This is a genomic window from Plantactinospora endophytica, from assembly GCF_016862915.1.
Lineage (GTDB): Bacteria > Actinomycetota > Actinomycetes > Mycobacteriales > Micromonosporaceae > Plantactinospora > Plantactinospora endophytica.
In genome coordinates this window covers 1-21,184 of record NZ_BONW01000025.1, presented here as the reverse complement: position 1 = coordinate 21,184, position 21,184 = coordinate 1, and the positions used below count along the sequence as shown (strand labels likewise).

Annotated in this window: 18 protein-coding genes; 4 read left to right on the top strand and 14 right to left on the bottom strand. The window is 72.9% G+C overall.

Going from position 1 to position 21,184, the window contains the following annotated elements; genetic code table 11:
• Positions 1 to 5 precede the first annotated feature (5 nt).
• The 4 genes from Pen02_RS25480 to Pen02_RS25465 form a co-directional block, all read right to left on the bottom strand.
• The gene (locus Pen02_RS25480) at positions 6 to 1,481 is read right to left on the bottom strand and encodes an NAD(P)/FAD-dependent oxidoreductase (protein ID WP_203868625.1); all 1,476 of its coding nucleotides are present in this window, start codon (positions 1,479 to 1,481) and stop codon (positions 6 to 8) included.
• 201 nt (positions 1,482 to 1,682) lie between these two features.
• Positions 1,683 to 2,762, bottom strand: a complete 1,080-nt coding sequence (locus Pen02_RS25475; protein WP_372445665.1) for a lipoyl synthase — start codon at positions 2,760 to 2,762, stop codon at positions 1,683 to 1,685.
• 225 nt (positions 2,763 to 2,987) lie between these two features.
• Positions 2,988 to 3,644 carry a lipoyl(octanoyl) transferase LipB gene (gene lipB / locus Pen02_RS25470; protein WP_203868623.1) on the bottom strand — a complete coding sequence of 219 codons (657 nt, stop codon included), beginning with the start codon at positions 3,642 to 3,644 and terminating at the stop codon, positions 2,988 to 2,990.
• 170 nt (positions 3,645 to 3,814) lie between these two features.
• On the bottom strand, positions 3,815 to 5,647 hold the full coding sequence (locus Pen02_RS25465) for a DUF6311 domain-containing protein (RefSeq protein WP_203868622.1): 1,833 nt from the start codon (positions 5,645 to 5,647) through the stop codon (positions 3,815 to 3,817).
• Positions 5,648 to 5,765: 118 nt separating this feature from the next.
• Here Pen02_RS25465 and Pen02_RS25460 point away from each other — a divergent pair, with 118 nt between their 5' ends.
• Positions 5,766 to 6,743, top strand: coding sequence for an ATP-binding protein (locus Pen02_RS25460; RefSeq protein ID WP_203868621.1), 978 nt, complete (start codon positions 5,766 to 5,768; stop codon positions 6,741 to 6,743).
• 200 nt (positions 6,744 to 6,943) lie between these two features.
• Entirely contained in the window at positions 6,944 to 7,336 is a 393-nt protein-coding gene (locus tag Pen02_RS25455; protein ID WP_203868620.1) for an SCO5389 family protein, read from the top strand.
• 216 nt (positions 7,337 to 7,552) lie between these two features.
• On the opposite strand, the gene Pen02_RS25450 is transcribed toward Pen02_RS25455, so the two are convergent.
• From Pen02_RS25450 to lpdA, 6 genes are all read right to left on the bottom strand, one after another.
• Complete coding sequence (locus Pen02_RS25450) at positions 7,553 to 7,981, bottom strand: hypothetical protein (protein ID WP_203868719.1); 429 nt, start codon at positions 7,979 to 7,981, stop codon at positions 7,553 to 7,555.
• A gap of 152 nt (positions 7,982 to 8,133) precedes the next feature.
• A complete protein-coding gene (locus tag Pen02_RS25445; RefSeq protein WP_203868619.1) occupies positions 8,134 to 9,159 on the bottom strand; it encodes a hypothetical protein in 1,026 nt (341 codons plus the stop codon).
• Positions 9,160 to 9,175: 16 nt separating this feature from the next.
• Entirely contained in the window at positions 9,176 to 9,721 is a 546-nt protein-coding gene (locus tag Pen02_RS25440; protein ID WP_203868618.1) for a hypothetical protein, read from the bottom strand.
• Between the two features lie 138 nt (positions 9,722 to 9,859).
• Positions 9,860 to 10,768 (bottom strand): TIGR01777 family oxidoreductase, encoded by a 909-nt coding sequence (locus tag Pen02_RS25435; RefSeq protein ID WP_203868617.1) that lies wholly within the window; start codon positions 10,766 to 10,768, stop codon positions 9,860 to 9,862.
• Positions 10,769 to 10,916: 148 nt separating this feature from the next.
• Positions 10,917 to 12,749 carry a 2-oxoglutarate dehydrogenase, E2 component, dihydrolipoamide succinyltransferase gene (gene sucB / locus Pen02_RS25430; protein WP_203868616.1) on the bottom strand — a complete coding sequence of 611 codons (1,833 nt, stop codon included), beginning with the start codon at positions 12,747 to 12,749 and terminating at the stop codon, positions 10,917 to 10,919.
• A gap of 72 nt (positions 12,750 to 12,821) precedes the next feature.
• Entirely contained in the window at positions 12,822 to 14,210 is a 1,389-nt protein-coding gene (lpdA, locus tag Pen02_RS25425; protein WP_203868615.1) for a dihydrolipoyl dehydrogenase, read from the bottom strand.
• A gap of 265 nt (positions 14,211 to 14,475) precedes the next feature.
• Between lpdA and Pen02_RS25420 the strand changes: the two genes are divergently transcribed.
• Positions 14,476 to 14,799, top strand: a complete 324-nt coding sequence (locus Pen02_RS25420) for a hypothetical protein (RefSeq protein ID WP_203868614.1) — start codon at positions 14,476 to 14,478, stop codon at positions 14,797 to 14,799.
• Between the two features lie 133 nt (positions 14,800 to 14,932).
• Here the strand turns inward: Pen02_RS25420 and Pen02_RS25415 are convergent, their stop codons facing one another.
• Complete coding sequence (locus Pen02_RS25415; protein ID WP_203868613.1) at positions 14,933 to 16,522, bottom strand: leucyl aminopeptidase; 1,590 nt, start codon at positions 16,520 to 16,522, stop codon at positions 14,933 to 14,935.
• Between the two features lie 163 nt (positions 16,523 to 16,685).
• Between Pen02_RS25415 and gcvT the strand changes: the two genes are divergently transcribed.
• On the top strand, positions 16,686 to 17,873 hold the full coding sequence (gene gcvT / locus Pen02_RS25410) for a glycine cleavage system aminomethyltransferase GcvT (RefSeq protein WP_203868612.1): 1,188 nt from the start codon (positions 16,686 to 16,688) through the stop codon (positions 17,871 to 17,873).
• A gap of 88 nt (positions 17,874 to 17,961) precedes the next feature.
• On the opposite strand, the gene Pen02_RS25405 is transcribed toward gcvT, so the two are convergent.
• The 3 genes from Pen02_RS25405 to cobS form a co-directional block, all read right to left on the bottom strand.
• Positions 17,962 to 18,762 (bottom strand): aminoglycoside adenylyltransferase domain-containing protein, encoded by an 801-nt coding sequence (locus tag Pen02_RS25405; RefSeq protein ID WP_203868611.1) that lies wholly within the window; start codon positions 18,760 to 18,762, stop codon positions 17,962 to 17,964.
• Positions 18,763 to 18,892: 130 nt separating this feature from the next.
• Positions 18,893 to 20,185 carry a DUF2314 domain-containing protein gene (locus tag Pen02_RS25400; RefSeq protein WP_203868610.1) on the bottom strand — a complete coding sequence of 431 codons (1,293 nt, stop codon included), beginning with the start codon at positions 20,183 to 20,185 and terminating at the stop codon, positions 18,893 to 18,895.
• A gap of 144 nt (positions 20,186 to 20,329) precedes the next feature.
• A complete protein-coding gene (gene cobS, locus Pen02_RS25395; RefSeq protein ID WP_203868609.1) occupies positions 20,330 to 21,100 on the bottom strand; it encodes an adenosylcobinamide-GDP ribazoletransferase in 771 nt (256 codons plus the stop codon).
• Between the last annotated feature and the right edge of the window lie 84 nt (positions 21,101 to 21,184).

Sequence of the window (21,184 nt, the reverse complement as noted above, 5' to 3'; positions counted from 1 at the left end):
CTGCCTCAGCTCGGCACGGGGTCGCGGGGCAGTACCGGGGCGGCCCGGCCGGTGCCGTGTTCGCCCGGACCCTTCTCCTCGTGGTACTCCTCCTCCACGTTGACCGTCCACACGTCGTGGTCGGTGCCGTCCAGGATGTTCGACACCGACAGCAGCGCGGTCATCATCGAGTGGTCCGCGTTGTTGTAGCGATGCATCCCGTTGCGGCCGACCGGATGCACGTTCGGCACCTCGGCGGCGAGCCAGGCGCGGATGGTGGCGACGTTCTCCTTGTAGGCGAAGTCGTAGAACGGGTAGGCGCGCGGCATGCGTACGACGTAGCCGGTCTCGACCGAGCCGGGCCGGACCAGGCCGAGCCGCTCCAGCTCGGCGGTGCCCAGCGCGACCAGGTCGGCGTCCGGGCTGTTCCACAACTCGTCGCCGATGCTGAGGAAGTATTCCAGCCCCAGGCAGGTACGCCCGTCCTTGACCAGGTACGGCGACCAGGAGCCGAAGTTCTGGATCCGGCCGACCTTCACCTCCGGGGCGTGGATGTAGATCCAGTTGTCCGGAAAGCTGAACTCGGCCGGTACCACCAGCGCCACGGTCAGGAAGTCGCGGTAGAACAGCTCCTTCGCGGCGGTGACCACGGCCGGCGGTGCCGGCGGATCCATCGCCAGCACCAGGTGCGAGATCGGCATCGACGACACCACGTGGTCGGCGTCGACCCGGCGGTGCCCGGCCGGCCCGTCCACGGTGACCGCGACCGCCCGCCCACCCGCCCGGTGTACGGCGGTGACCCCGCTGTTCAGGGTGACCCGGCCGCCGCGCTTCTCCACGTGTTCGGCGCAGCGTTCCCACATCATCCCGGGGCCGTGTTTGGGATAGTTGAACTCCTCGATCAGGCTGGTGATGTCCTTCTGGTTGCGCTTGGGCAGCAGCGCGTTGAGCGCCGCGTTGGAGAGCGACAGGTTCTTGATCCGCTGCGCCGCCCAGTCGGCGGAGAGTTCGTTCGCCGGTACGCCCCACAGCTTCTCGTTGTACGTCTTGAAGAAGTGCTCGAAGAGCCGCCGGCCGAACCGGGCAGTCACCCAGCCGGCGAGGTGGGTCTGGTCCCTCGGTGGCGCGACCTTGGCCCAGAGGTACGAGCCGACGCAGCGCAGCGCCTCGACGATGCCGAGGTTGCGCAGTGCGTTGCCGGCCTTCAGTGGATAGTCGTACAGCTTTCCCCGGTAGTAGATCCGGCTCATCCTGGGTCGGAGCAGGAAGTCCTCGGCGGGCAGGATCTCGTGCCAGAGCGCCTCGACCTGGGGGACCTTGGTGAAGAAGCGATGTCCGCCGATGTCGAAGCGCCAGCCGTCACGTTCGACGGTACGGCTGATCCCGCCCACCACGTCGTCGGCCTCGAAGACGTCGACCGTGGCGTTCCGCTTGGTCAGCTCGTACGCCGCGGTGAGTCCGGCCGGGCCGGCGCCGATGATCACGGTGTGGGGTGCTGTCATGCTTCTATTCATCACCTTCGACGTGTTGCCGGCAAGCACCTCTCGATGGACGGCCGGAATCTAACACGGTGCGACAGGTCGGACCCGGTTCGCCACCGGACGTGAACGGGGCCGGACGAAGGTGGGAAAGCGCAGGCGGGGACCGCTGCGGCGGTGACCGGGCGGGCCGTCGCCGGGGTTACCGGCGGCCCTTCGCCGGAGTTACCGGGCGGCGGAGGCGGCCGGCACCTCGCGGGCCTCGACGGCCTGCTGGTAGAGCCGGCCGGCGCGGTAGGAGGAGCGCACCAGCGGCCCGCTCATCACCCCGGCGAAGCCGATCTCCTCGGCCTCCTCGCGCAACTCGACGAACTCCTCCGGGCGGACCCACCGCTCGACCGGGTGGTGCCGGGGCGTCGGGCGCAGGTACTGCGTGATGGTGACCAGTTCGCAGCCGGCCGCGTGCAGGTCGCGCAGGGCCTGGGAGATCTCGGTACGCTCCTCGCCCAGCCCGAGGATCAGGTTGGACTTGGTCACCAGCCCGGCCGCCCGAGCCTGGGTGAGCACGTCGAGCGACCGCTCGTAGCGGAACGCCGGCCGGATCCGCTTGAAGATCCGGGGCACCGTCTCGACGTTGTGCGCGAGCACCTCCGGACGGGCGCCGAAGACCTCGGCGAGCTGGCCCGGGTTGCCGTTGAAGTCGGGGATCAGCAGCTCCACCCCGCAGTGCGGCAGCCCGTCCAGGGTGCCCTCGGCGGCACCGTCGACAGCCTCCCGACGGGTCAGCGCGTGGATCTGCCGTACCGTCTCGGCGTACAGCCAGGCGCCGCCGTCCGGCAGGTCGTCCCGGGCCACCCCGGTGACGGTGGCGTACCGCAGGCCCATCGCGACCACCGACTCGGCGACCCGGCGCGGCTCGTCCGCGTCGAAGTCGGCCGGCTTACCGGTGTCGATCTGGCAGAAGTCGCAGCGGCGGGTGCACTGGTCACCGCCGATCAGGAAGGTCGCCTCCCGGTCTTCCCAGCACTCGTAGATGTTGGGGCAGCCGGCCTCCTGGCAGACGGTGTGCAGACCCTCCCGGGAGACCAGACCACGGAGCTGCGTGTACTCGGGGCCCATCTTCGCCTTGACCTTGATCCACGGCGGCTTGCGCTCGATCGGCGTCGCCGCGTTGCGGGCCTCGACCCGCAGCAGCCGGCGCCCCTCCGGCGCGACGGGATTGCCGGGGCGGATCTCCGGTGCGGTCACGACGCTCAACCCTCCGGCATCGGCGGCGGAGGATGGCGCGGAGTGCTCGATGGTCACGAATCCGAGCCTACGCGTCACAGGTCGGCCGATCGACCGGAGGCGACCGGACTCACGTACCGGACCAGGTGATACCACTCACGCGACACGCGGATGCCGCAGCCTTCCCCCGTGACCTGTGTCCCGGGCAGGCGCGCTCTTTCCGGGATGTGGTGGCCTCACCGAGGATGCGAAGGGACTACTTCCGGGAAGTAGCGCGATCTTGCCGGGCCTGGCGCGAAAGGGTCAGGGGAGGAGGGTGGGGAGGTGGTGTTCCACCACCGGGAGCACCTCGGCGACGGTGACCGGGTGGCCCAGTTCGGCGGTGAGTGAGGTGACCCCGACGTCGCGCAAGCCGCAGGCGACGATCCGGTCGTACGCGGCCAGGTCGCAGTCGCAGTTGATCGAGAAGCCGTGTTGGGTCACGCCCCGGGCCACCCGGATGCCGATCGCGGCGACCTTGCGTTCCGGCCCGCGCTCGTCGGCCGGTACCCAGACCCCGCTACGCCCCTCGACCAGCATCACGCTGCCCAGCCCCAGCTCGGCACAGACGTCGAGCAGCAGTCGCTCGGTACGCCGGACGAAGGCGACGACGTCCACCGGCATCCCGGTGTCCGCCCCGGGGAGCTTGAGGATCGGATAGCCGACGAGCTGACCCGGACCGTGCCAGGTGATCTTGCCGCCCCGGTCCACGTCGATCACCGGCGTACCGTCCATCGGCCGGTCCCACGGCTCGGTGCGCTTGCCGGCCGTGTAGACGCTCGGATGTTCGAGCAGCAGGACACTGTCCGGCCGCTCCCCGGCGACCACCGCCTCGTGCACCCGACGCTGCTCGTCCCAGGCCGCCAGATAGTCGACGGTCCCGAGCCGGACACTTGTCAACCCGGCAACTGTGCTGGTCACCGCTCCAGCCTAGTTCGCTACCGGTCAGTCGCTCCGCTTCGTGGCCGGAGTCACGAGGCGAGGGCACCGGAGCCGGTCCGGGGCTGGGGGCAGGGGAGAGGACGCCGGGACCGGTCCGTGGGCGGGGGTACGGGGCAGGCAGTGCGTCGGAGCCGGGTCGTGGGTCGGGGTCACGGGGTGAGGCGCCAGAGCCAGACGTCGGCGACCCGCTCCGGCGGGCCGAGGAGTCGGGTGGTGACGTCGAGCAGCGCGTCGGTGTGGATGGGGAACTTCGCCCCGTGCGCCCGGTCGGCCAGCACCACCGCCTCGACCCGCCAGTGCCGCAGGTCGGCCCGGGCGGCGGCCCGGTCGGCATCGGTGATCGTCGGCCGCTCGCCGGTCTCGGCCACCCGCATCAGCAGCGCGTCGGTGGCCCGGGGCACCGGCCCGATCCGGCCCCGGTCGTCCGGCCCGCCGGGGCCGAGAAAGAAGCCGGACGGGATGCGGAACTCGCCCTGCCGGTGACTGAGGGCGTACGCCTGCCAGCGTTGCCCGTCCGGGGCCAGGTCGAGGGTGAGCGGCAGCGGGGTGAGTACGCCGCCGGGGGAGACGTACTGCCGCCAGGTGCCGGCGGTGACGAACTCCGGGATCGGCTCCCGGGCCGTGGTCAGCAGCGGCACCGGCAGCAGCGGCAGCAGGGCCACGGCGAACCCGACCAGCCAGCCGGTCCGGGCCGGGCGGGACGGCGGATCGGCGCGCAGCAGGTCGACGGTGTGTGCGAGCAGCAGCCCGACCAGGGGCGCCACCACCAGGGCCAGCCGGGACGGCAGCGCGGCGTTGAACACCGGCAGGTGGCCGAGCAGGGCGTACGGCAGCGGTACGTCGGTGTGCGCGCCGAAGATCTTCACCCGGGGGCCCCAGGAGAGCACGGCGAAGACCAGCACGGTCACCCCGAGCGCCCGCAGCGTGGCCCGGCGTTCCGGGGCGGACCGCCGCCACAGCACGACGAAGCAGAGTACGGCCAGCACCAGCAGGGGCAGCCCGAGGAAGGAGTTCTCCTCGGTCGGGTTCGGCGCCAGCGAGGTGCCCAGCCCGGCGATCCCGGCCAGGGTCCGCTGCGGGTACGCCCCGTAGGCGGCGATGTCCTCGGCGTGGATCACCGGGTCGAAGCCGGTGCCGTGGAACCGCTGCGGCCCGAGGAAGTGCAGCCACAGCGGGTACGACAGCAGGGCGAACGCGGTCAGCGCGGTGACGCCGAGCCCGCGCAGGAAGTCCGGCAGCACGGCCCGGGCCTCGGCCCGCCGGCCCCGGTCCAGGGCCCAGGTGCCGAAGAAGACGCCGCAGGCCAGTGCGGTGAAGAAGAGTCCCTCGGCGGCGATGGAGAAGGCGACCGCGACCAGTGCCCCGAGCAGCAGTCCGTTGCGTAACCAGCGGCCGGGCCGGCGCAGCCGGAGTACTCCCCAGAGCAGCATCGGGACGACCCAGCCGGCGCTCCAGTTCAGGTGGGCGTTGGCGTGCGCGACGATGCCGGGCGCGAAGCCGATGAACAGTCCGCCGAGGACGGCGGCCGGGGTGCTCCGGACGAGTTGCCGGGAGAGCAGCCAGTACCACCCGAACGCGGTCGCGGCGAGGTTGCCGGTGAGGATCACCAGGAAGGTCGCCGGGGCGCCGATCAGGTAGGTGAGCGGGGCGAAGACGGCGGCGTAGACGGTGACCGAGGTGTTGACGGCCAGGTTGACCCCGTCCGGCACGTTCAGCAGGTCGGTGAAGAACGGGTTCTGCCCGTGGCCGATCGCGTGTGCGCCGTACGCGAGGAGCCACTCGAAGAGTGCCTGGTCGCTGGAGTTGACGGTGATCGCCCGTCCGTCCGGGTCGGGCCAGAGTCCGCTGGTCACCCAGCTTGCCCCGACGATGGCGACCAGCGCGACGAGCAGGTCGGTCCGGCGGCGGCTCCACCGGCCGCCGGTGGGCGCTGGCGACGGCGGCGAGGTCGGCCCGGCGAGCGCGGGCGGGGAGAGCGGCACGGGCCGGAGGTTACCAAGCCGGGGTCGACACGCCGAGGAACCGGGCAGCCTTGACGGATCTGATGGAAATGATTTCCAATTGAATTAACGTCGCAGACCGTACCGGAGGGCCCGTACCGTGAAGATCTCGTTCGTCGGCAAGGGCGGCAGTGGCAAGACCACTCTGGCCGCCCTCTTCGCCCGCCACCTCGCCGCCGTGGGCCCGGCCGACGGTGGCCCGCTTCCGCTGCTCGCCGTCGACGCGGACATCAACCAGCACCTCGGGGCCGCGCTCGGCGCGACCGAGGCGGAGGCGGCCCGGCTGCCGACGCTCGGCGACCACCTACCGCAGATCAAGGAGTACCTGCGCGGCGAGAACCCGCGGATCTCCTCGGCGGCGGCGATGGTCAAGACCACCCCGCCGGGACGCGGCTCCCGGCTGCTCCCGGTCGACGGCGACAACCCGCTGTACGCGGCGGTGGTCCGCGAGGTGGCCGGCGTACGGCTCGCGGTGACCGGCCCGTTCACCGCCGACGACCTCGGGGTCGCCTGCTACCACAGCAAGGTCGGCGCGGTGGAACTGCTGCTCAACCACCTGGTCGACGGCCCGGGGGAGTACGTCGTGGTGGACATGACCGCCGGAGCCGACTCGTTCGCCTCCGGGCTGTTCACCCGGTTCGACGCCACTTTCCTGGTCTGCGAACCGACGCTGCGCAGCGTCGGCGTCTACCGGCAGTACGTCGGCTACGCGCGGGAGTACGGCGTCCGGGTGCACGTGGTCGGCAACAAGGTCGACGACCACGCCGACGTCGAGTTCCTGCGCGAGCACGTCGGCGCCGACCTGCTCACCTGGCTCACCCGCTCCGACTACGTCAAGCGTGCCGAGCGGGGCGTACCCGCGCCGGTGGAGGCACTGGAGCCGGGCAACCGGGCCGTGCTGGAACTGCTCCGGGCCACTGTCGACGCGCAGGCCCAGGACTGGGACACCTTCCGGCGGCACGCGGTGGAGTTCCACCTGCGCAACGCGGTCGCCTGGGCGAACGAGCGGGTCGGCGAGGACCTCGCCGGCCAGGTGGATCCCGACTTCGTACCCGGTCCGCAGGCCCCGGTCCGCTGAGCCCCGCGCCCCCCGGCTCGCGGAGGCGAGTTCTGCTGCCTGGCTCGCGTGGGGTCGAGTTGTGCCGCCCGGCTCGCGGGGGCGAGTTCTGCCGCCCGGCTCCGGCGGGTGCGTTGTGCCGTCGGTGCTGGTGGCGAGTTGTGCCGCCGGTCCGGGCCGTCCGGTCCGGGTCGGATCGAATCCACGACAGGAGGAGAGAGATGTCCCTGGACGTACCCGCCGCACTGCTGGAGCGGGCCGAAGCCGGCCGGGTCGACGACGAGGAGTTCGTCGACTGTGTCCGGCGTTCCCTGCCGTACGCCTGGGCGGTGGTCGCCGAGGTCTCGGCCCGGGTCCACTCGACCACTGCCGACTACGCCGACCACGCCGTACCGCCGCCGAGTGAGGTGGAGCGGGGCCAACTGCTCCGTGCGCTGGCCAGTGACGCCATCCGGGGCGGGCTGGAACGCCACTTCGGGGTACGGCTGGCGTTCCAGAACTGCCACCGGGTGGCGGCGTTCCGGCCGGGGGCGGTGGGCGGCTCGACGTACCGGTCGTTCGTCTCGCCGCTCGCACAGGTCCGCAACCAGTCCCCGGAGTTGCGCGACTGCTGACCCTGCCGGTGCGGGGCCCGTCCGGTCGCCCGGCGGGCCCCGCGTCGCGGTCTCGGGCGGTCGGCCCCGCGTCGCGGTCTCGGGCGCTCGGCTTACGTCACCGGCTTCGGACGGTCGGCCGCGCGCCGCCGGTTTCGGGCGCTCGGCTCAGGTCACCGGCTTCGGACGCGGTCGGCCGCGCGTCGCCGTTTTAGGCGGTCGGCTCGCGTCTCCGGTTCAGGGGGTCGGCCCGGCCTCGTCGGGGCGGCGTGATCTGCGGGCGAGGGCGACGATCAGGCCGCCGGTCAGCACCAGCAGGGCGCCGAGCGCCGGTAGCCAGTTGGGGACCGGGTCACCGCCTCCGGTCACCGGCAGGTGGCCCGACGGCGTCGGCCAGGGTGTGGGCGGCCGGGTGGGCGCCGTCGGCGACGGTGTCGGTGGCGGCGTTGTCGGCGCGGGTACGACCCGGAACGTGACGGTGCCGGGTGCCGCCGGTTCCGGGGCGGCGGCGGCCACGGCGGTGCGGGTCCGGTGGTCCGGCCAACTGGCCGCCGCGACCGTCGTGCCGGTCACCGCCAGGCCGGCGGAGAGGGCGAGTCCGGCGACGACTGCCCGGCGGGGCCGGGGCGGGACGCCCGGTCGGCCGGTCCGGTCCTGGTCGGTCATCGAGCCTCCAGCCTGGCGGCGCCGCTCGCGGCGCGGGTCGCCTTCGCGACCGGACCGGCGGTAACGGCGTCCGGGTACCAGAGGCTTTGTCCGGTACGGAAGGTGAAATTACCTTTACACGCCTCCTCACTTTTGTTGGTTGTTTCCGGTTATCAGTGGGGTGTTGGTGCCGAATGTCGGCCTGTCGGCGCCTCCACCGGAACCCGTCGGCGTCGGCGGCGGCGCCAGCCGAGCAGACCGACGAGCAGCACCAGGGCCAGCCCGATTCCCGGCCCGAAGACCAGCCAGCGGCGGTCGGTGGGTTCCGCCGCCCGAGCCGACCCGTTCAACGTCAGCTCCGCCTCGGCGGTGCGCTTCACCGTCCCGCTGGTCAGTTCCAGCCTGGCTTTCCAGCGGCCCGCCGACAGCGGCTGGTTGACCAGCACGCTGACCTGCCCACGCTGGCCCGGCAGGATGGTCACCCCGTTGGTGACCGGGAACGGGCCGGCCCGGACGGTGCCGGAGGTGCTCGACAGGTGCAGGTTGCCAGCCATGTCGAGGGCCCGTCCGCCGGTGTTCTCCACCCAGGCGGTGACCGCCGGCCAGGTCCCGTCGCCCGGGCCCACAGCCATGCCGTCGACCCGGAAGTCGCTCGGCGGCTCGCCGCCGAGCCCGATGTCGAGGTACATCCGTACGCCCACCCGGTGGATCTGGAGCACGTTGCCGCCGTCCGAGGGCGGGCTGCTGATCTGTGCCCAGATCGCCCCGTACCGTTCACCCGCCGGGGCCGTCTCCGGTACGGCGACCGTGACCCGTACCCGTTTCCGTCCACCCGGCGGCAGATCGACGGAGTTCGACTCCAGCCTCACCCAGCCGCTCAGGTCGTTGCCGCCCCGCCCGTCGGCGGCGGCGAAGACGTTGCCGTCGATCTTCGCCGCACCGGCGTACAGCTCGACGTGCTGGCGGCGCCCGGTGGTGTTGCGCACCTCGACCCGACGCTTGATCGTCGTCCCCGGTCTGACGTGGTCCACGATGTACGCGAGCGCCCGGGGGTCCTTCACCCGGGCAACCGGAATGTCGATGAGTTGCAGCCCGATGCCGGCCCTGTCCGGCGCCCGCCGTGCCGACGTCGTTTGCCCCGCAACGGCCGGTGCCGCCGGCACACCGGTCGCCAGGAGGGCGACGGAGGCCAGCAGCACCAGTCGACGGGTGCGCTCAGAGCACCGAATGTGTCACCGTCCCGGTGTAGATGCCGGCGACGGCGTCCTGCGGGATCGTGACCACCAGGGTCGGGTTCCAGGTGGCGAAGTTGCTGCCGGTGCCGCCGGTGTGCGTGAAGACCGTCCGAGGCACGTTGATGATCACCGCATCGGCGGCACCGGGCTGGCCCGTTGTGAAGGTGCCGCTTCCGGAGGTGGCGATGGGCTGGCCCGACCAGTACCTGACGTTGATGTTCGGGATGGTCTCCTGAGCCGTGCCGCCCCCGGTGGTGAAGTCGGTGGAGATGACCGTCGCGGTCCAGTTCGGGGTCAGTGACGCCCGCTGGTCCAGTACCGTGACCGAGCCGATCTGGCCGGACACCGCGCCGCCCTCGGCGCCGCTTCCGATGTTCGCGGCCTCGGGAGCCGTGATGGTGAGCCCGCCGACCGCGACGACAGTGAGCGTGACAACGGTGGTGTCGTCGGCGGCGGAGGCGGGAGCGGCGAGTCCGAACACCAGCGCGAGACCGGCTAAGCCGGCGGACAACAGAGTCTTTCTCATGGAATCTCCTAATGGCGAAACGACCACGGGTCTGCCTCGGAGATTACTCAGACAAAAGGCATTAACTGCGACGAAAAGGACATTCAGATTTGTTGTCCACCTGCCGGGTTCACCCGGCCTGGATCGTCGTTCCCGGCATCAACCGTGCCGAGTGGCCAACGCCGCCCCGAGCGCGCCGGCCAGGTCCGGATGCCGGTACTCGAAACCGGCCCGGTTCAGCACGCCGGGCAGTACCCGGAGACTGCGCAGCGTCTCGACCGAGAGTTCGCCGAGCAGGGTCCGCAGCGCGATCCCGGGTACCGGCATCACCGTCGGCCGGTGCAGTGCCCGCCCCAGTTCCCTGGTGAACTCGGCGTTGGTCACCGGGGCCGGACCGACGACGTTGACCGGCCCGGCGATGTCCGCACGGTCCAGCAGGAACGTCATCGCGGCCAGCCAGTCGGCCATCGAGATCCACGGAATCCACTGCCGTCCACTGCCGAACTTGCCCGCGATCCCGAGCCGGTACGGCAGCAGTTGCGGCTTGAGCAGGCCGCCGGAGGCGTCCAGCGGCAGGCCGATGCGCAGCCGTACCACCCGTACCCCGGCCTGCTCGGCGGGCGCGGTCGCCGCCTCCCAGACCCGGCACAGGTCCGCCATGAAGCCGTCGCCGGCCGGTGCGTCCTCCTCGACCGGGCGGTCGCCGGTGTCGCCGTACCAGCCGATCGCCGAGCCGTTCAGCAGGGCGCCGGGGCGCTCTCCGGCCGGCAGCGCGGCGATCGCCCGGGCCAGCGTCGCGGTGCTGTCGACCCGGCTGGCCCGGAGCAGCTCCTTGAAGCCGTGGGTCCACCGCCGGTCGCCGATGTTGGCGCCGGCCAGGTTGACCACCGCGCCGGCCCCGGAGAGCGTCGCCGGGTCCAGTTGACCGGCGGCCGGGTCCCACCGCACCTCGTCCGGGGCACCGGCCGGGCGCCGGACCAGCCGTACGACGTCGTGGTCCGCCGCGCGGAGCCGATCGGTCAGACGGGTGCCGAGCCAGCCGGACGCACCGGCGATCACGATACGCATCTCCGTATCTTCGCCTATCCGGATCGTCGCCCGCTCCGGGCGGGGCGCGGGCAGCCGTACCGGGTCGGTGACGGTCGTACCGTCGCCGGAACGGTACGGGGCGCCCGGCCGACGGCCGAGCGCCCCGTACGACGCGCTGGTGCTGGTGTCAGGCGAGCCCGAGCTCGGCCTCGAACTGGCCGGCCTCCAGCCGCTCCTTGATCGCGGTCAGGAACCGGGCGGCGTCCGCGCCGTCGACCAGCCGGTGGTCGTAGGAGAGCGCCAGGTAGACCATCGAGCGCGGCACGATCACCTCGCCGAGCTGCGGGTCGGTGACCACCATCGGACGCTTGACCACCGCGCCGGTGCCGAGCATCGCCGACTGCGGCGCCGGCACGATCGGCGTGTCGAAGAGCGCGCCCCGGCTGCCCGTGTTGGTCAGCGTGAAGGTGGCGCCGGCGATCTCGTCCGGGCTGATCTTGTTGGTCCGGGTCCGCTCGGCGAGGTCGGCGACCCGGCGGGCGATCCCGGCCAGGTTCAGGTCACCGGCATTGTGGATCACCGGCACCATCAGGCCGCGCTCGGTGTCGACGGCGATGCCCAGGTGCTCCGCCTCGGGGTAGGTGATCGTCCCGCCGTCGAGGTCCATCCGGGCGTTGACCACCGGGTACGTCTGCAACGCCTCGACCGCGGCCAACGCGAAGAACGGCAGGAACGACAGCTTGACGCCGTGCCGCTGGAAGAACGTGTCCTTGGCCTTGGCCCGCAGCCGGGCGACCTTGGTGACGTCCACCTCGACGACCGTGGTGAGCTGCGCCATCTCGTGCAGCGACTCCTGCATCCGCCTGGCGATCACCGCGCGGATCCGGGGCAGCTTCTGGGTGCTGCCGCGCAGCGGGCTCGGTGCCGCCTTCGGCGCGGGTGCGCCGGCCGGGGCGGGCTGGGCAGCCGGAGCCTGTGCCGCCGCCTGTGCCGCCGCGCGGGCCTGCTCCGCCGCCGCGAGTACGTCCTGCTTGCGGATCCGGCCACCGACCCCGGTACCGCTGACGGTGGAGAGGTCGACGCCCTGGTCACTGGCGAGCTTGCGGACCAGCGGGGTGACGTACCCGGCGCCGTTCTCGCCGGACGGCGCCGCTGCCGGCGCGGGAGCCGCAGCACGCGCGGGCGCCGGCTGGGCCGCCTGCTCGGTCTTGGTCGGCTGGGTGGACCGCTCGGTCTCCGGCGCCGGCGCCTCGTACGACGCACCGGCCTCCGGTGCGGCGGGCTCGGCCGGCTTGGCGGGCTCGGGCTTCGGCTCGGCTGCCGGCTTCGCCGCCTCGGGGGCGGGCTTCGCCGGCTCGGCGGCCGGTGCGGCCCCGCCGGCTGCACCGATCACCGCCAGGTCGGCGCCGACCGGCGCGGTCTCGTCCTGGCTGACCCGGATCTCCAGCAGCGTGCCGGCGACCGGGGAGGGGATCTCGGTGTCCACCTTGTCAGTGGAGACCTCGACCAGCGGCTCGTCGGCCTCGACGGTGTCGCCGACCTCCTTCAGCCAGCGGGTCACCGTGCCCTCGGTGACGCTCTCGCCCAGGGCCGGCATCTTGAGCACGGTGGAGTCACCGGCCGGGGCGGCCTGCGCGGTGACCGTCTCCGGCTCGGCCTGCTCGGCCTGCTCCGGCTCGCCGGCCGGCTCGGCCGCCTCGGCCGACGGGGCCGCCTCGGCCGGAGCCGGCTGGGCCTCGGCCTGCTGCGGCTGTGCCGGTGCGGTCTCGCCGGCCGACTCGCCGTCGCCGTCGATCACCGCCAGTTCGCTGCCGACCTCGGCGGTCTCGTCCTCGCTCACCACGATCCGGGCCAGCACGCCGGCCGCCGGGGAGGGGATCTCGGTGTCGACCTTGTCGGTGGAAACCTCGAGCAGGGGCTCGTCGACCTCGACCCGGTCGCCCTCCTGCTTCAGCCACCGGGTGACGGTGCCCTCAGTGACGCTCTCGCCCAGCCGGGGCATGGTGACCGATACCGGCATCTTTCAAGACTCCTTCGTGGCCTGTGCGATCCTGGCCCGGTTCGACGCCGGGCGGGCGCGGAGATTCTGTGGTCAGGCGTGTGCGTGCAGCGGCTTGCCGGCCAGGGCCAGATGGGCCTCGCCGAGCGCCTCGCTCTGGGTGGGGTGGGCGTGGATGAGCTGCGCCACCTCGGCCGGGTACGCCTCCCAGTTGAAGATGAGCTGCGCCTCGCCGACCAGCTCGCCGACCCGGGCGCCGACCATGTGTACGCCGACCACGGGACCGTCGTCGACCCGGACCAGCTTGACGAAGCCGGCGGTCTTGAGGATCTGGCTCTTGCCGTTGCCACCGAGGTTGTAGTTGTAGGTCTTCACCTTGTCGGCGCCGTACTGCTCCTTGGCCCGCGCCTCGGTGAGGCCGACCGAGGCCAGCTCCGGGTCGGAGTAGGTGACCCGGGGGATGCCGTTCTCGTCGATCACGGCGGGGTTCTTGCCGGCGATCTCCTCGGCCACGAAGATGCCGTGCTGGAAGCCCCGGTGCGCGAGCTGGAGGCCGGGCACGATGTCGCCGACCGCGTAGACGTTCGGCACGCCGGTGCGCAGCCGCTCGTCGGTGATCACGAAGCCCCGGTCGATCTTGACGCCCTGCTCCTCGTACCCGAGGTTGGCGGTGTTCGGCCCACGGCCGACCGCGACCAGCAGCACCTCGGCCTCGAAGGTCTCGCCGCCCTCGATGGTGACCCGGACGCCCTTCTCGGTGTGCTCCACCTTCTCGAACCGCTTGCCGGTCTTGAAGCCGATGCCGCGCTTGCGGAACGCCCGCTCCAGCGCCTTGGACGACTCCTCGTCCTCGGCCGCGACCAGCCGGGGCAGCGCCTCGATGATCGTGACGTCGACGCCGAAGGACTTCCAGACGCTGGCGAACTCGACGCCGATCACGCCGCCGCCGAGCACGATCGCCGAGGTCGGCACCCGGTCCAGGGTCAGCGCGTGGTCACTGGTGATCACCCGCTCGCCGTCGATCTCCAGACCGGGCAGGGTCCGGGCGTACGAGCCGGTGGCCAGGACGACGTTGCGGCCGGTGTAGCGAGCGCCGTTCACCTCGACGGTGTCGGCGGAGACGAGCTTGCCCTCGCCCTCGACCAGGTTGATCTTGGCGCCCTTGATCATGCCTTGCAGGCCCTTGTAGAGCCGGGAGACCACGCCGTCCTTGTAGGCGTTGACGCCGGCCATGTCGATGCCGACCAGCTCGGCCTTGACGCCGAACTGCGCCGACTCGCGGGTCTGGTCGGCGATCTCGGCCGCGTGCAGCAGCGCCTTGGTCGGGATGCAGCCGTTGTGCAGGCAGGTGCCGCCGAGCTTGCCCTTCTCGATCAGGGCCACCGACAGGCCGAGCTGCACGGCGCGCAGCGCCGTCGCGTACCCGCCGCTGCCACCTCCGAGGATGACGACATCGAACGTTCCGCCGTTCGGCTCGCTCACAGTTAACTCCCAGGTCGCGTCGCTGCTACGAGGGTGATGCCGGTCAACCGGGCATACCGCCACCCCGGTCGGGGTCGTCCGGCCGGTGTGGCGTGGACTTTCTCCGGACAGCCAGTTGGGACCGGGGACCGCCCACCTCGGTCATCTTGTCACTAGTGGAAGCGGGCCGCGTACCGAGGTGCCCAAGGACACGTCGTCGGGACGTACGCTTGCCGGAGTCGCCAGTTTCGGGCGAGGCGGCTGTGCCGGGGAGGAGAGGGTCGGGTTGGCCTGGTTTCGCCGACGCAAGAAGACGGTTGTCACAGCGGGTGATCGTCCCGCCAGCCGCGCGGATCTTGACCATCTTGAACAGTTTGTCCGGTCGAAGCGCGGCGTCGAGGCGTTCATCGAGCCCCGGACGACCGTGACCGAGACCACCGTCATGTTGATCGCCCACGACGGCGAGTGGACCCGACGCCGGATCGACGGCCCGGACGGCGCCCGGCGGTTCGCCCACAAGCTGGCGATCCCGATCTACGACGTCCGGCTGGTCGGCTACCCGCAGCGGATGCGCGACTTCAACGAACGTCGCAAACGCGCGACGGGCTGACCGGTCGACCGCCGACCCCGCCGGGCGGGGTCGGCGGGACACGCCGGACCGAACCTCTCGACCTGAACCGCGCAACGCTCACGCGGCGCCACCGACCTCACGGTCCACCGGACCGCAGGCAGGTGAAGAAGGTTCAGGCGTTGGCGGCGATGTCGTCGACCAGCTCCAGCAGGGTACGCACCGGCACCCCGGTGCCACCCTTGGTCCAGTACCCGGTCGGCTCGCCCGCGTGGTAGCTCGGCCCGGCGATGTCGATGTGCGCCCACGGCACCTCGTCGGCGACGAACTCGCGCAGGAAGACGCCACCCTGGAGCATGTGCCCGGCCCGGTCCATCGACGCGTTGACCTGGGAGATGTCCGCGACCTCGGAGTCCATTCCCTTCCGGACGTCGTCCGGCAGCGGCATCGGCCAGGTCGGCTCGCCGGCCGCGTCACCGGCCTGCTGGACCCGCTGGCACAGGTCGGTGCTGCCCATCACCCCGGCCACCCGCTTGCCCAGCGCGACCACCTGGCCGCCGGTCAGCGTGGAGGTCTCGACCAGGTAGTCGCAGCCGTCCTCGCAGGCCCGGGCCATCGCGTCGCCGAGCACCATCCGGCCCTCGGCGTCGGTGTTGAGCACCTCTACCCGCTTGCCGTTGTACATCGTCACCACGTCGCCCGGCCGGTACGCGGTGGCCGACGGCATGTTCTCCGCCATCGGCAGGTAGGCCGACACCGCGACCGCCGGCTTCAGCTCGGCGATCGCCAGCATGGTGGCGGCGACCGCAGCCGCACCGGCCATGTCGGACTTCATCTCCCACATGCCCTGGGCCGGCTTGATCGAGACACCGCCGGTGTCGAAGGTGATGCCCTTGCCGACCAGTGCGAGCCGCTTCACCGAGCCGTCGGCAGCGGCGATGGCCGGGTCGTAGGAGAGCTTCACCAGCCGGGGCGGCGCCTCCGAGCCCAGCCCGACGGCGAGGATGCCGCCGTACCCGCCGGCCGCCAGCGCCTGCTCGTCGAGGACCTCCACGCCGAGCCCGGCCTCCCGGGCGGCGGTGGCCACCGAGTCGGCGAAGGACGGCGGGCGAAGCTCGTTCGGGGCGGTGTTCACCCAGTCCCGGGTACGGGTGACCGCCCGGGCCACCACCCCGGCCCGGCTGATCTCCGCCTGGGCCCGCTCGTCACCGGCGTCCGGCACGTGCACCGTGATCGCGGCCACCGGCGGGCGCCGGGTCGGCTGCGGCCGGGTCTTGTACCCGGCGAACCGGTACGCCCCGAGCAGCGCACCCTCGGCGGTGGCCCGCAGCGCGGCCGGCCCGTCCTCGTCGTCCGGCAGCGGCAGGGTCAGCGCGACCCGCTCGGCACCGGCCAGCGCCCGGACGGCAGCGGCGGCGGCCCGGCGCAGCGTCTCCGGTGCCGGGGCGGCGCCGGACGGCTCGGGGCCGAGCCCGACGGCGACGACCAGCGGCGCGGTGACGGTACCCAGGGTGGCGAGCTTGATCACCTCGCCCGGGCCGCCGGTGGCGCCCAGCAGCGCCAGGGTCTCCGTCAGCCGGCCGTCGAACGCCGCGGCGATGCTCTCCGCGCCGGTGGCGAGGAGCAGGGTCCCGGCGAAGTCGGCGGCCCGCGCGGGACCCGCCGCGTCCGTCGTCTGACTGTGCAGTCCGATGACGATGGCGTCGACGGCGAGTTCGGCGGGGTCGGTGTCGACCAGGCTGAGGGTGGTGCTGGACGATGTCACTGCGCGGCTCCGGACGGGCGTGGCCGGCCGACTGGTGTGCGGTCCGGCGAAGTGGTCTCCGGCGCAACCTACCCGCCGGACGAATGGGCTGTCCCGCCGACGGTCCGCCGGACGGGTCCCGCCGATGCTAACCAGGAGCCGGATCGCAGGTAGGTTGCGACCCATGACCGACCCGACGCAGGTGACCGGCCAGACCCCGGAACCCCCCGCCGACCAGCCCCGACGCTCGCCGCTGCACGAGCGGCACGCCGCGCTCGGCGCCAAGTTCGCCGCCTTCGGCGGCTGGTCCATGCCGCTGGAGTACGCCGGCGGCGGAGTGCTCCGGGAGCACGACGCGGTGCGTACCGCGGTGGGTGTGTTCGACGTCTCCCACCTGGGCAAGGCCCGGATCACCGGCCCGGGGGCGGCCGACTTCGTCAACGCCTGCCTCAGCAACGACCTGGGCCGGATCGGGCCCGGCCGGGCGCAGTACACGCTCTGCTGCGACGAGGAGACCGGGGGCGTGGTGGACGACATCATCGCCTACCTGTACGGCCCCGAACACGTCTTCCTGATCCCGAACGCCGCCAACACCGCCGAGGTGGTACGCCGGCTCCGCTCCGCCGCCCCGGCCGGGATCACCGTCACCGACGAGCACCGGGCGTACGCCGTACTGGCGGTGCAGGGGCCGCGCTCGGCGGAGGTGCTGGGCACCCTCGGGCTGCCGACCGAACACGGCTACATGAGCTTCTCCACCGCCGAGTTGAGCTTCTCCACCGCCGGGCTGGCCACCCCGGAGGGCGGCCCGGTGTCGCTGGTGGTCTGCCGCACCGGCTACACCGGCGAGCACGGCTACGAGCTGGTGGTACCGGCCGAGGCGGCGAGCGAGGTCTGGGACGCGCTGCTGGCGGCCGGCGAGCCGTACGGGATCCGGGCCTGCGGGTTGGGTGCCCGGGACACCCTGCGGACCGAGATGGGCTATCCGCTGCACGGCCAGGACCTCTCCCCGGAGATCACCCCGGTGCAGGCCCGGCTCGGCTGGGCGGTCGGCTGGGACAAGCCGGCGTTCTGGGGCCGGGAGGTGCTGGCCGCCGAGCGGGCGGCCAAGCCCCGGCGCACCCTGTGGGGGCTGGTGGCGCTGGACCGGGGCATCCCGCGACCGGGCATGACGGTGCTCGCCGCCGACGGTGCCGCCGTCGGTACGGTCACCAGCGGCACCTTCTCGCCGACCCGGAAGGCCGGGATCGCGCTCGCCCTGCTGGACAGCGCCGCCGGGCTGGCCCAGGACGACGAGGTCGAGGTCGACGTCCGGGGCCGACGCGCGGCGATGCGGGTGGTCCGCCCGCCCTTCGTACAGCCGTCCGTGAAGTAGCCGCCACCGATCCCGCCAACCTGTCGCCGGTCCCGCTGGTGCCCGCCGGTCCCGGGGCGGCGGCCGAGGTGGCGGAGGTGCGGGCTGGTCAGCCGATCCGGTGGGCGTCGTCGATGGCCATCGCGACGAAGTCGAGCGCGTCCCGGCGGCGGGCGAACGGGCTGCGGTAGCCGGGACCGCTACCGCCGCCCCGGATCCGCAGGCACTCGTCGACGATCCGCCGCCACCTCGGGTCGAACGTCTCCCGGGCGTACCGGCCGGCGCCGGACTTCGAGGTGATCTCGCCGGTGGCCAGCGTGTAGTGCAGCCGGCTCACCCCGAGCACGCCCCAGGCGGGGCCCTGCGCGGTCAGCCCGGCGAACCCCTGGGCCGAGACGGTCCGGGAGGTGGCGTGCAGCCAGCGCCGCCAGTACTCGTCCAGGTTCCGGTGGGTCCAGGCGGCCAGCGCCCGCCGATCGGTCCAGACCTCGACGTCCTCGCGGCGCGGTCCGCGTACCGGCACGCCGTGCTCGGCCAGGGTGTGCCAGGCCACCGGATCGCCGCCGTCCGGGCCGCGCCGCCGGACCCGGCCCTCGTGCGCGTCCAGCGCGTCGACGGTGGTCGACGGGTCGGCCGCCAGGTCCTGCCAGGTGACGTAGATGCCGTCGAAATGTGGCCGGCGGTGCCGGCGCGCCATCCTGGCATGGGTACGGCCGACCGCCCGCGCCGCGTCCGGCAGCAGCGGCTCGGCGGTCACCGCCACGAAGTCGACGTCGCTGACCCCCGGGCGGAAGTCGTCCAGGGCCACCGAGCCGACCAGGTAGAGCCCTTCGACCCGGCCGGGCAACTCGGCGTCCACGATCGCCAGATAGTCGACGAGAAGCTGCCGTACCAGCGGATGCGGCGTCACGTCGAGCATCCTGCCGGCCCGCTCCCGTTCCCGCTGCCCCTGCCGACGTTCAGCCCTGTCGACGGTCAGCCCTGCCGGCTGTCAGCCCTGCCGACGGTAAGCGCTGCCGGCTGTCAGCCCCTGCGGGCGGTCAGCGTTGCGAGCGGTCGCCCGCGTCGAGTACGGCCTGGGTCCAGCCGCCCTCGATCACCCCGCTGCCGTCGAGCAGCGCCCAGTCGACCACGTCGACGGCGTCCACCACGACGGGCTGGCCGACCCGGACCGCCGGATCCGCCGTGGCGTCGCTGGCGCTGGCCCCGACGATCCGTTCCGGGGTGGCCCACGAGGTGACCCCGGCCCAGACGAACTCCGGCCCCTCGTCGGTCGGCAGGCCGTACTTGACCAGCAACTGCACCCCGTCCGGCAGGGTGCCGGCGAGGAACCGGTCCCGGATGCCGGGCAGCCCGTCCCGGGCGGTCGCGATCGCCCGGGCCATCGCGTCGTCCGGCCGGGCGTACCGGACGTCGGACTGGGCGGCGGCGCCGAACAGCGTGGCACAGACCGCGGCGAAGTACCGCCCGGTCGGGCCGGGATGACCGGACGGCGGCAGCAGGGTCAGGAACGAGTCGGCGTCCGGATCGGTGGCCGGGTCGAGTTCCAGCCGCAGCGCGGCCGGGCCGGTGGTGTCGTGCTGCTGCGGATTGCCGTACGCCACCGCGATGTCGTGCCCGGTGACCGAGGTGACCACCGGCAACTGGACGAAGGCCGGCACCTCGCTGTCGGTCAGCCCGTCCGTCCAGGCCCGGAGCAGCCGCCGGGCCACCCCGGTCATCACCGCGCCCCAGGCCCGGGTCAGGTGCGACGGCACCCCCTGCGCCTGCAACTCCAGCAGCCCGAACCGGCGCAGTCCCTTGGTGGTGAACCAGAGCCCGCCGTCGTCCGAGGAGTACGGCACCAGTACCCAGTCGATCAGGCGTACCCGGCCCTCGGCGTCCGGCAGCGAGCGGAGCGCGGTGGCCGGGTCGAGGAACTGCAACGCGAAGACGTCCACCACGTCGGCACCGAGCGACTCGGCGACGGCGCAGGCCACCGTACGGGCCGCCCACTCGTGCGCGGGCGGCCAGCCGGGCCGGTAGCTGGCCTGGACCACCACCAGTTCGGTCGCCGCGTCCAGCCGGGCCAACTGGGTGTCGGTGGCCCCGAACGCGGTGAGCAGGTCCGGCGGCAGGTGCGGGAACTCGGCGATCGGCCGGGTGTCGACAGTCATCAGCGGGCTGTCCAGCATCTGCCGGGCGAGGTCGTGCACCGGTCCGGAGAGCCGGCCGCCGAGCGCCGCCACCGCCTCGGCCGGGGCCGGGTCGACCGATCCGGTGGTCGGTACCAGGTAGGTCGCGGTCAACGACTCCGGGACCGGCACGGGCAGGAAGTCGTCCGTGATGAGCATTGCGTTCCCCCGCTCGACCGCGTGCTGGTCTGGTGCTCGTGGTGCTGGCCTGGTGCTCGTGGTGCTCGCCTGATGCTCGTGGTGCTGGACTCGTGCTGGTGCTGGCGTCCCTTTCGCGAACGCTACCCGCGTTCGCCGGTCCGGTCAGCCGGTCAGCACGACACCGAGGTAGAACAGCGTGCTGCCGAGTTCGACGGTGGCTCCGAGCACGTCGCCGGTGATGCCGCCGAGCCGGCGTACCACGTGCCGGACCAGCAGCAGCGTGCCGGCCAGCGCCGCCGCGACCGCGACCGGCCCCTGCCAGGGCCGGCCCGGCACCGCCGGCACGGCGAGCAGCGCGACCCCGACCGAGAGCCCGACCAGCGCGACCGGGCCGACCGTACCGGCGACCAGCGCGCCGAGCCCGTCCGGCCGGGCCGCCGGCACGCCGCGCCGGCAGGCCCAGGTCACCGCCAGCCGGCCGGTCGCCGCACCGGCGGCCAGCGCCGCGAGCAGCGCGGTCCACGGCCGGGAGGCCAGCGCCGCGAACGACGCCGCCTGGAGCAGGAGTACGAGGAGCAGCGCGGTCACGCCGAACGGGCCGACGTCCGGCTGCCGCATGATCCGCAGCGCCGCCTCCCCACTGCGGTACGAGCCGAGCGCGTCCACGGTGTCGGCCAGCCCGTCCAGGTGCAGCCCCCGGGTGAGCAGCGCCGCCACCGCCACGGTCACCACCCCGGCCACCAGCGCCGGGGCGACCGCCCCCAGCCCGCCCAGCACCCCGGCCAGGAGTACCCCGAGCAGCGCGCCGACCAGCGGGGCGAGCCGGATCGCCGTACCCGCGACGGCCCGGTCGACCCGGTCGGCCCGCAGCGGCGCGACGGTGAAGAAGGTCAGTGCCAGCCGGCCGCCGGCCGCGAGCCGACCGTCAGACACCCGGCGGCACGGTGGCGCCGTCCCGGCGCCCGCCCTCCGGGCCGTCCACCGGGTCCGCCCCGCCGCCCGGCCGGACGGCCGAGG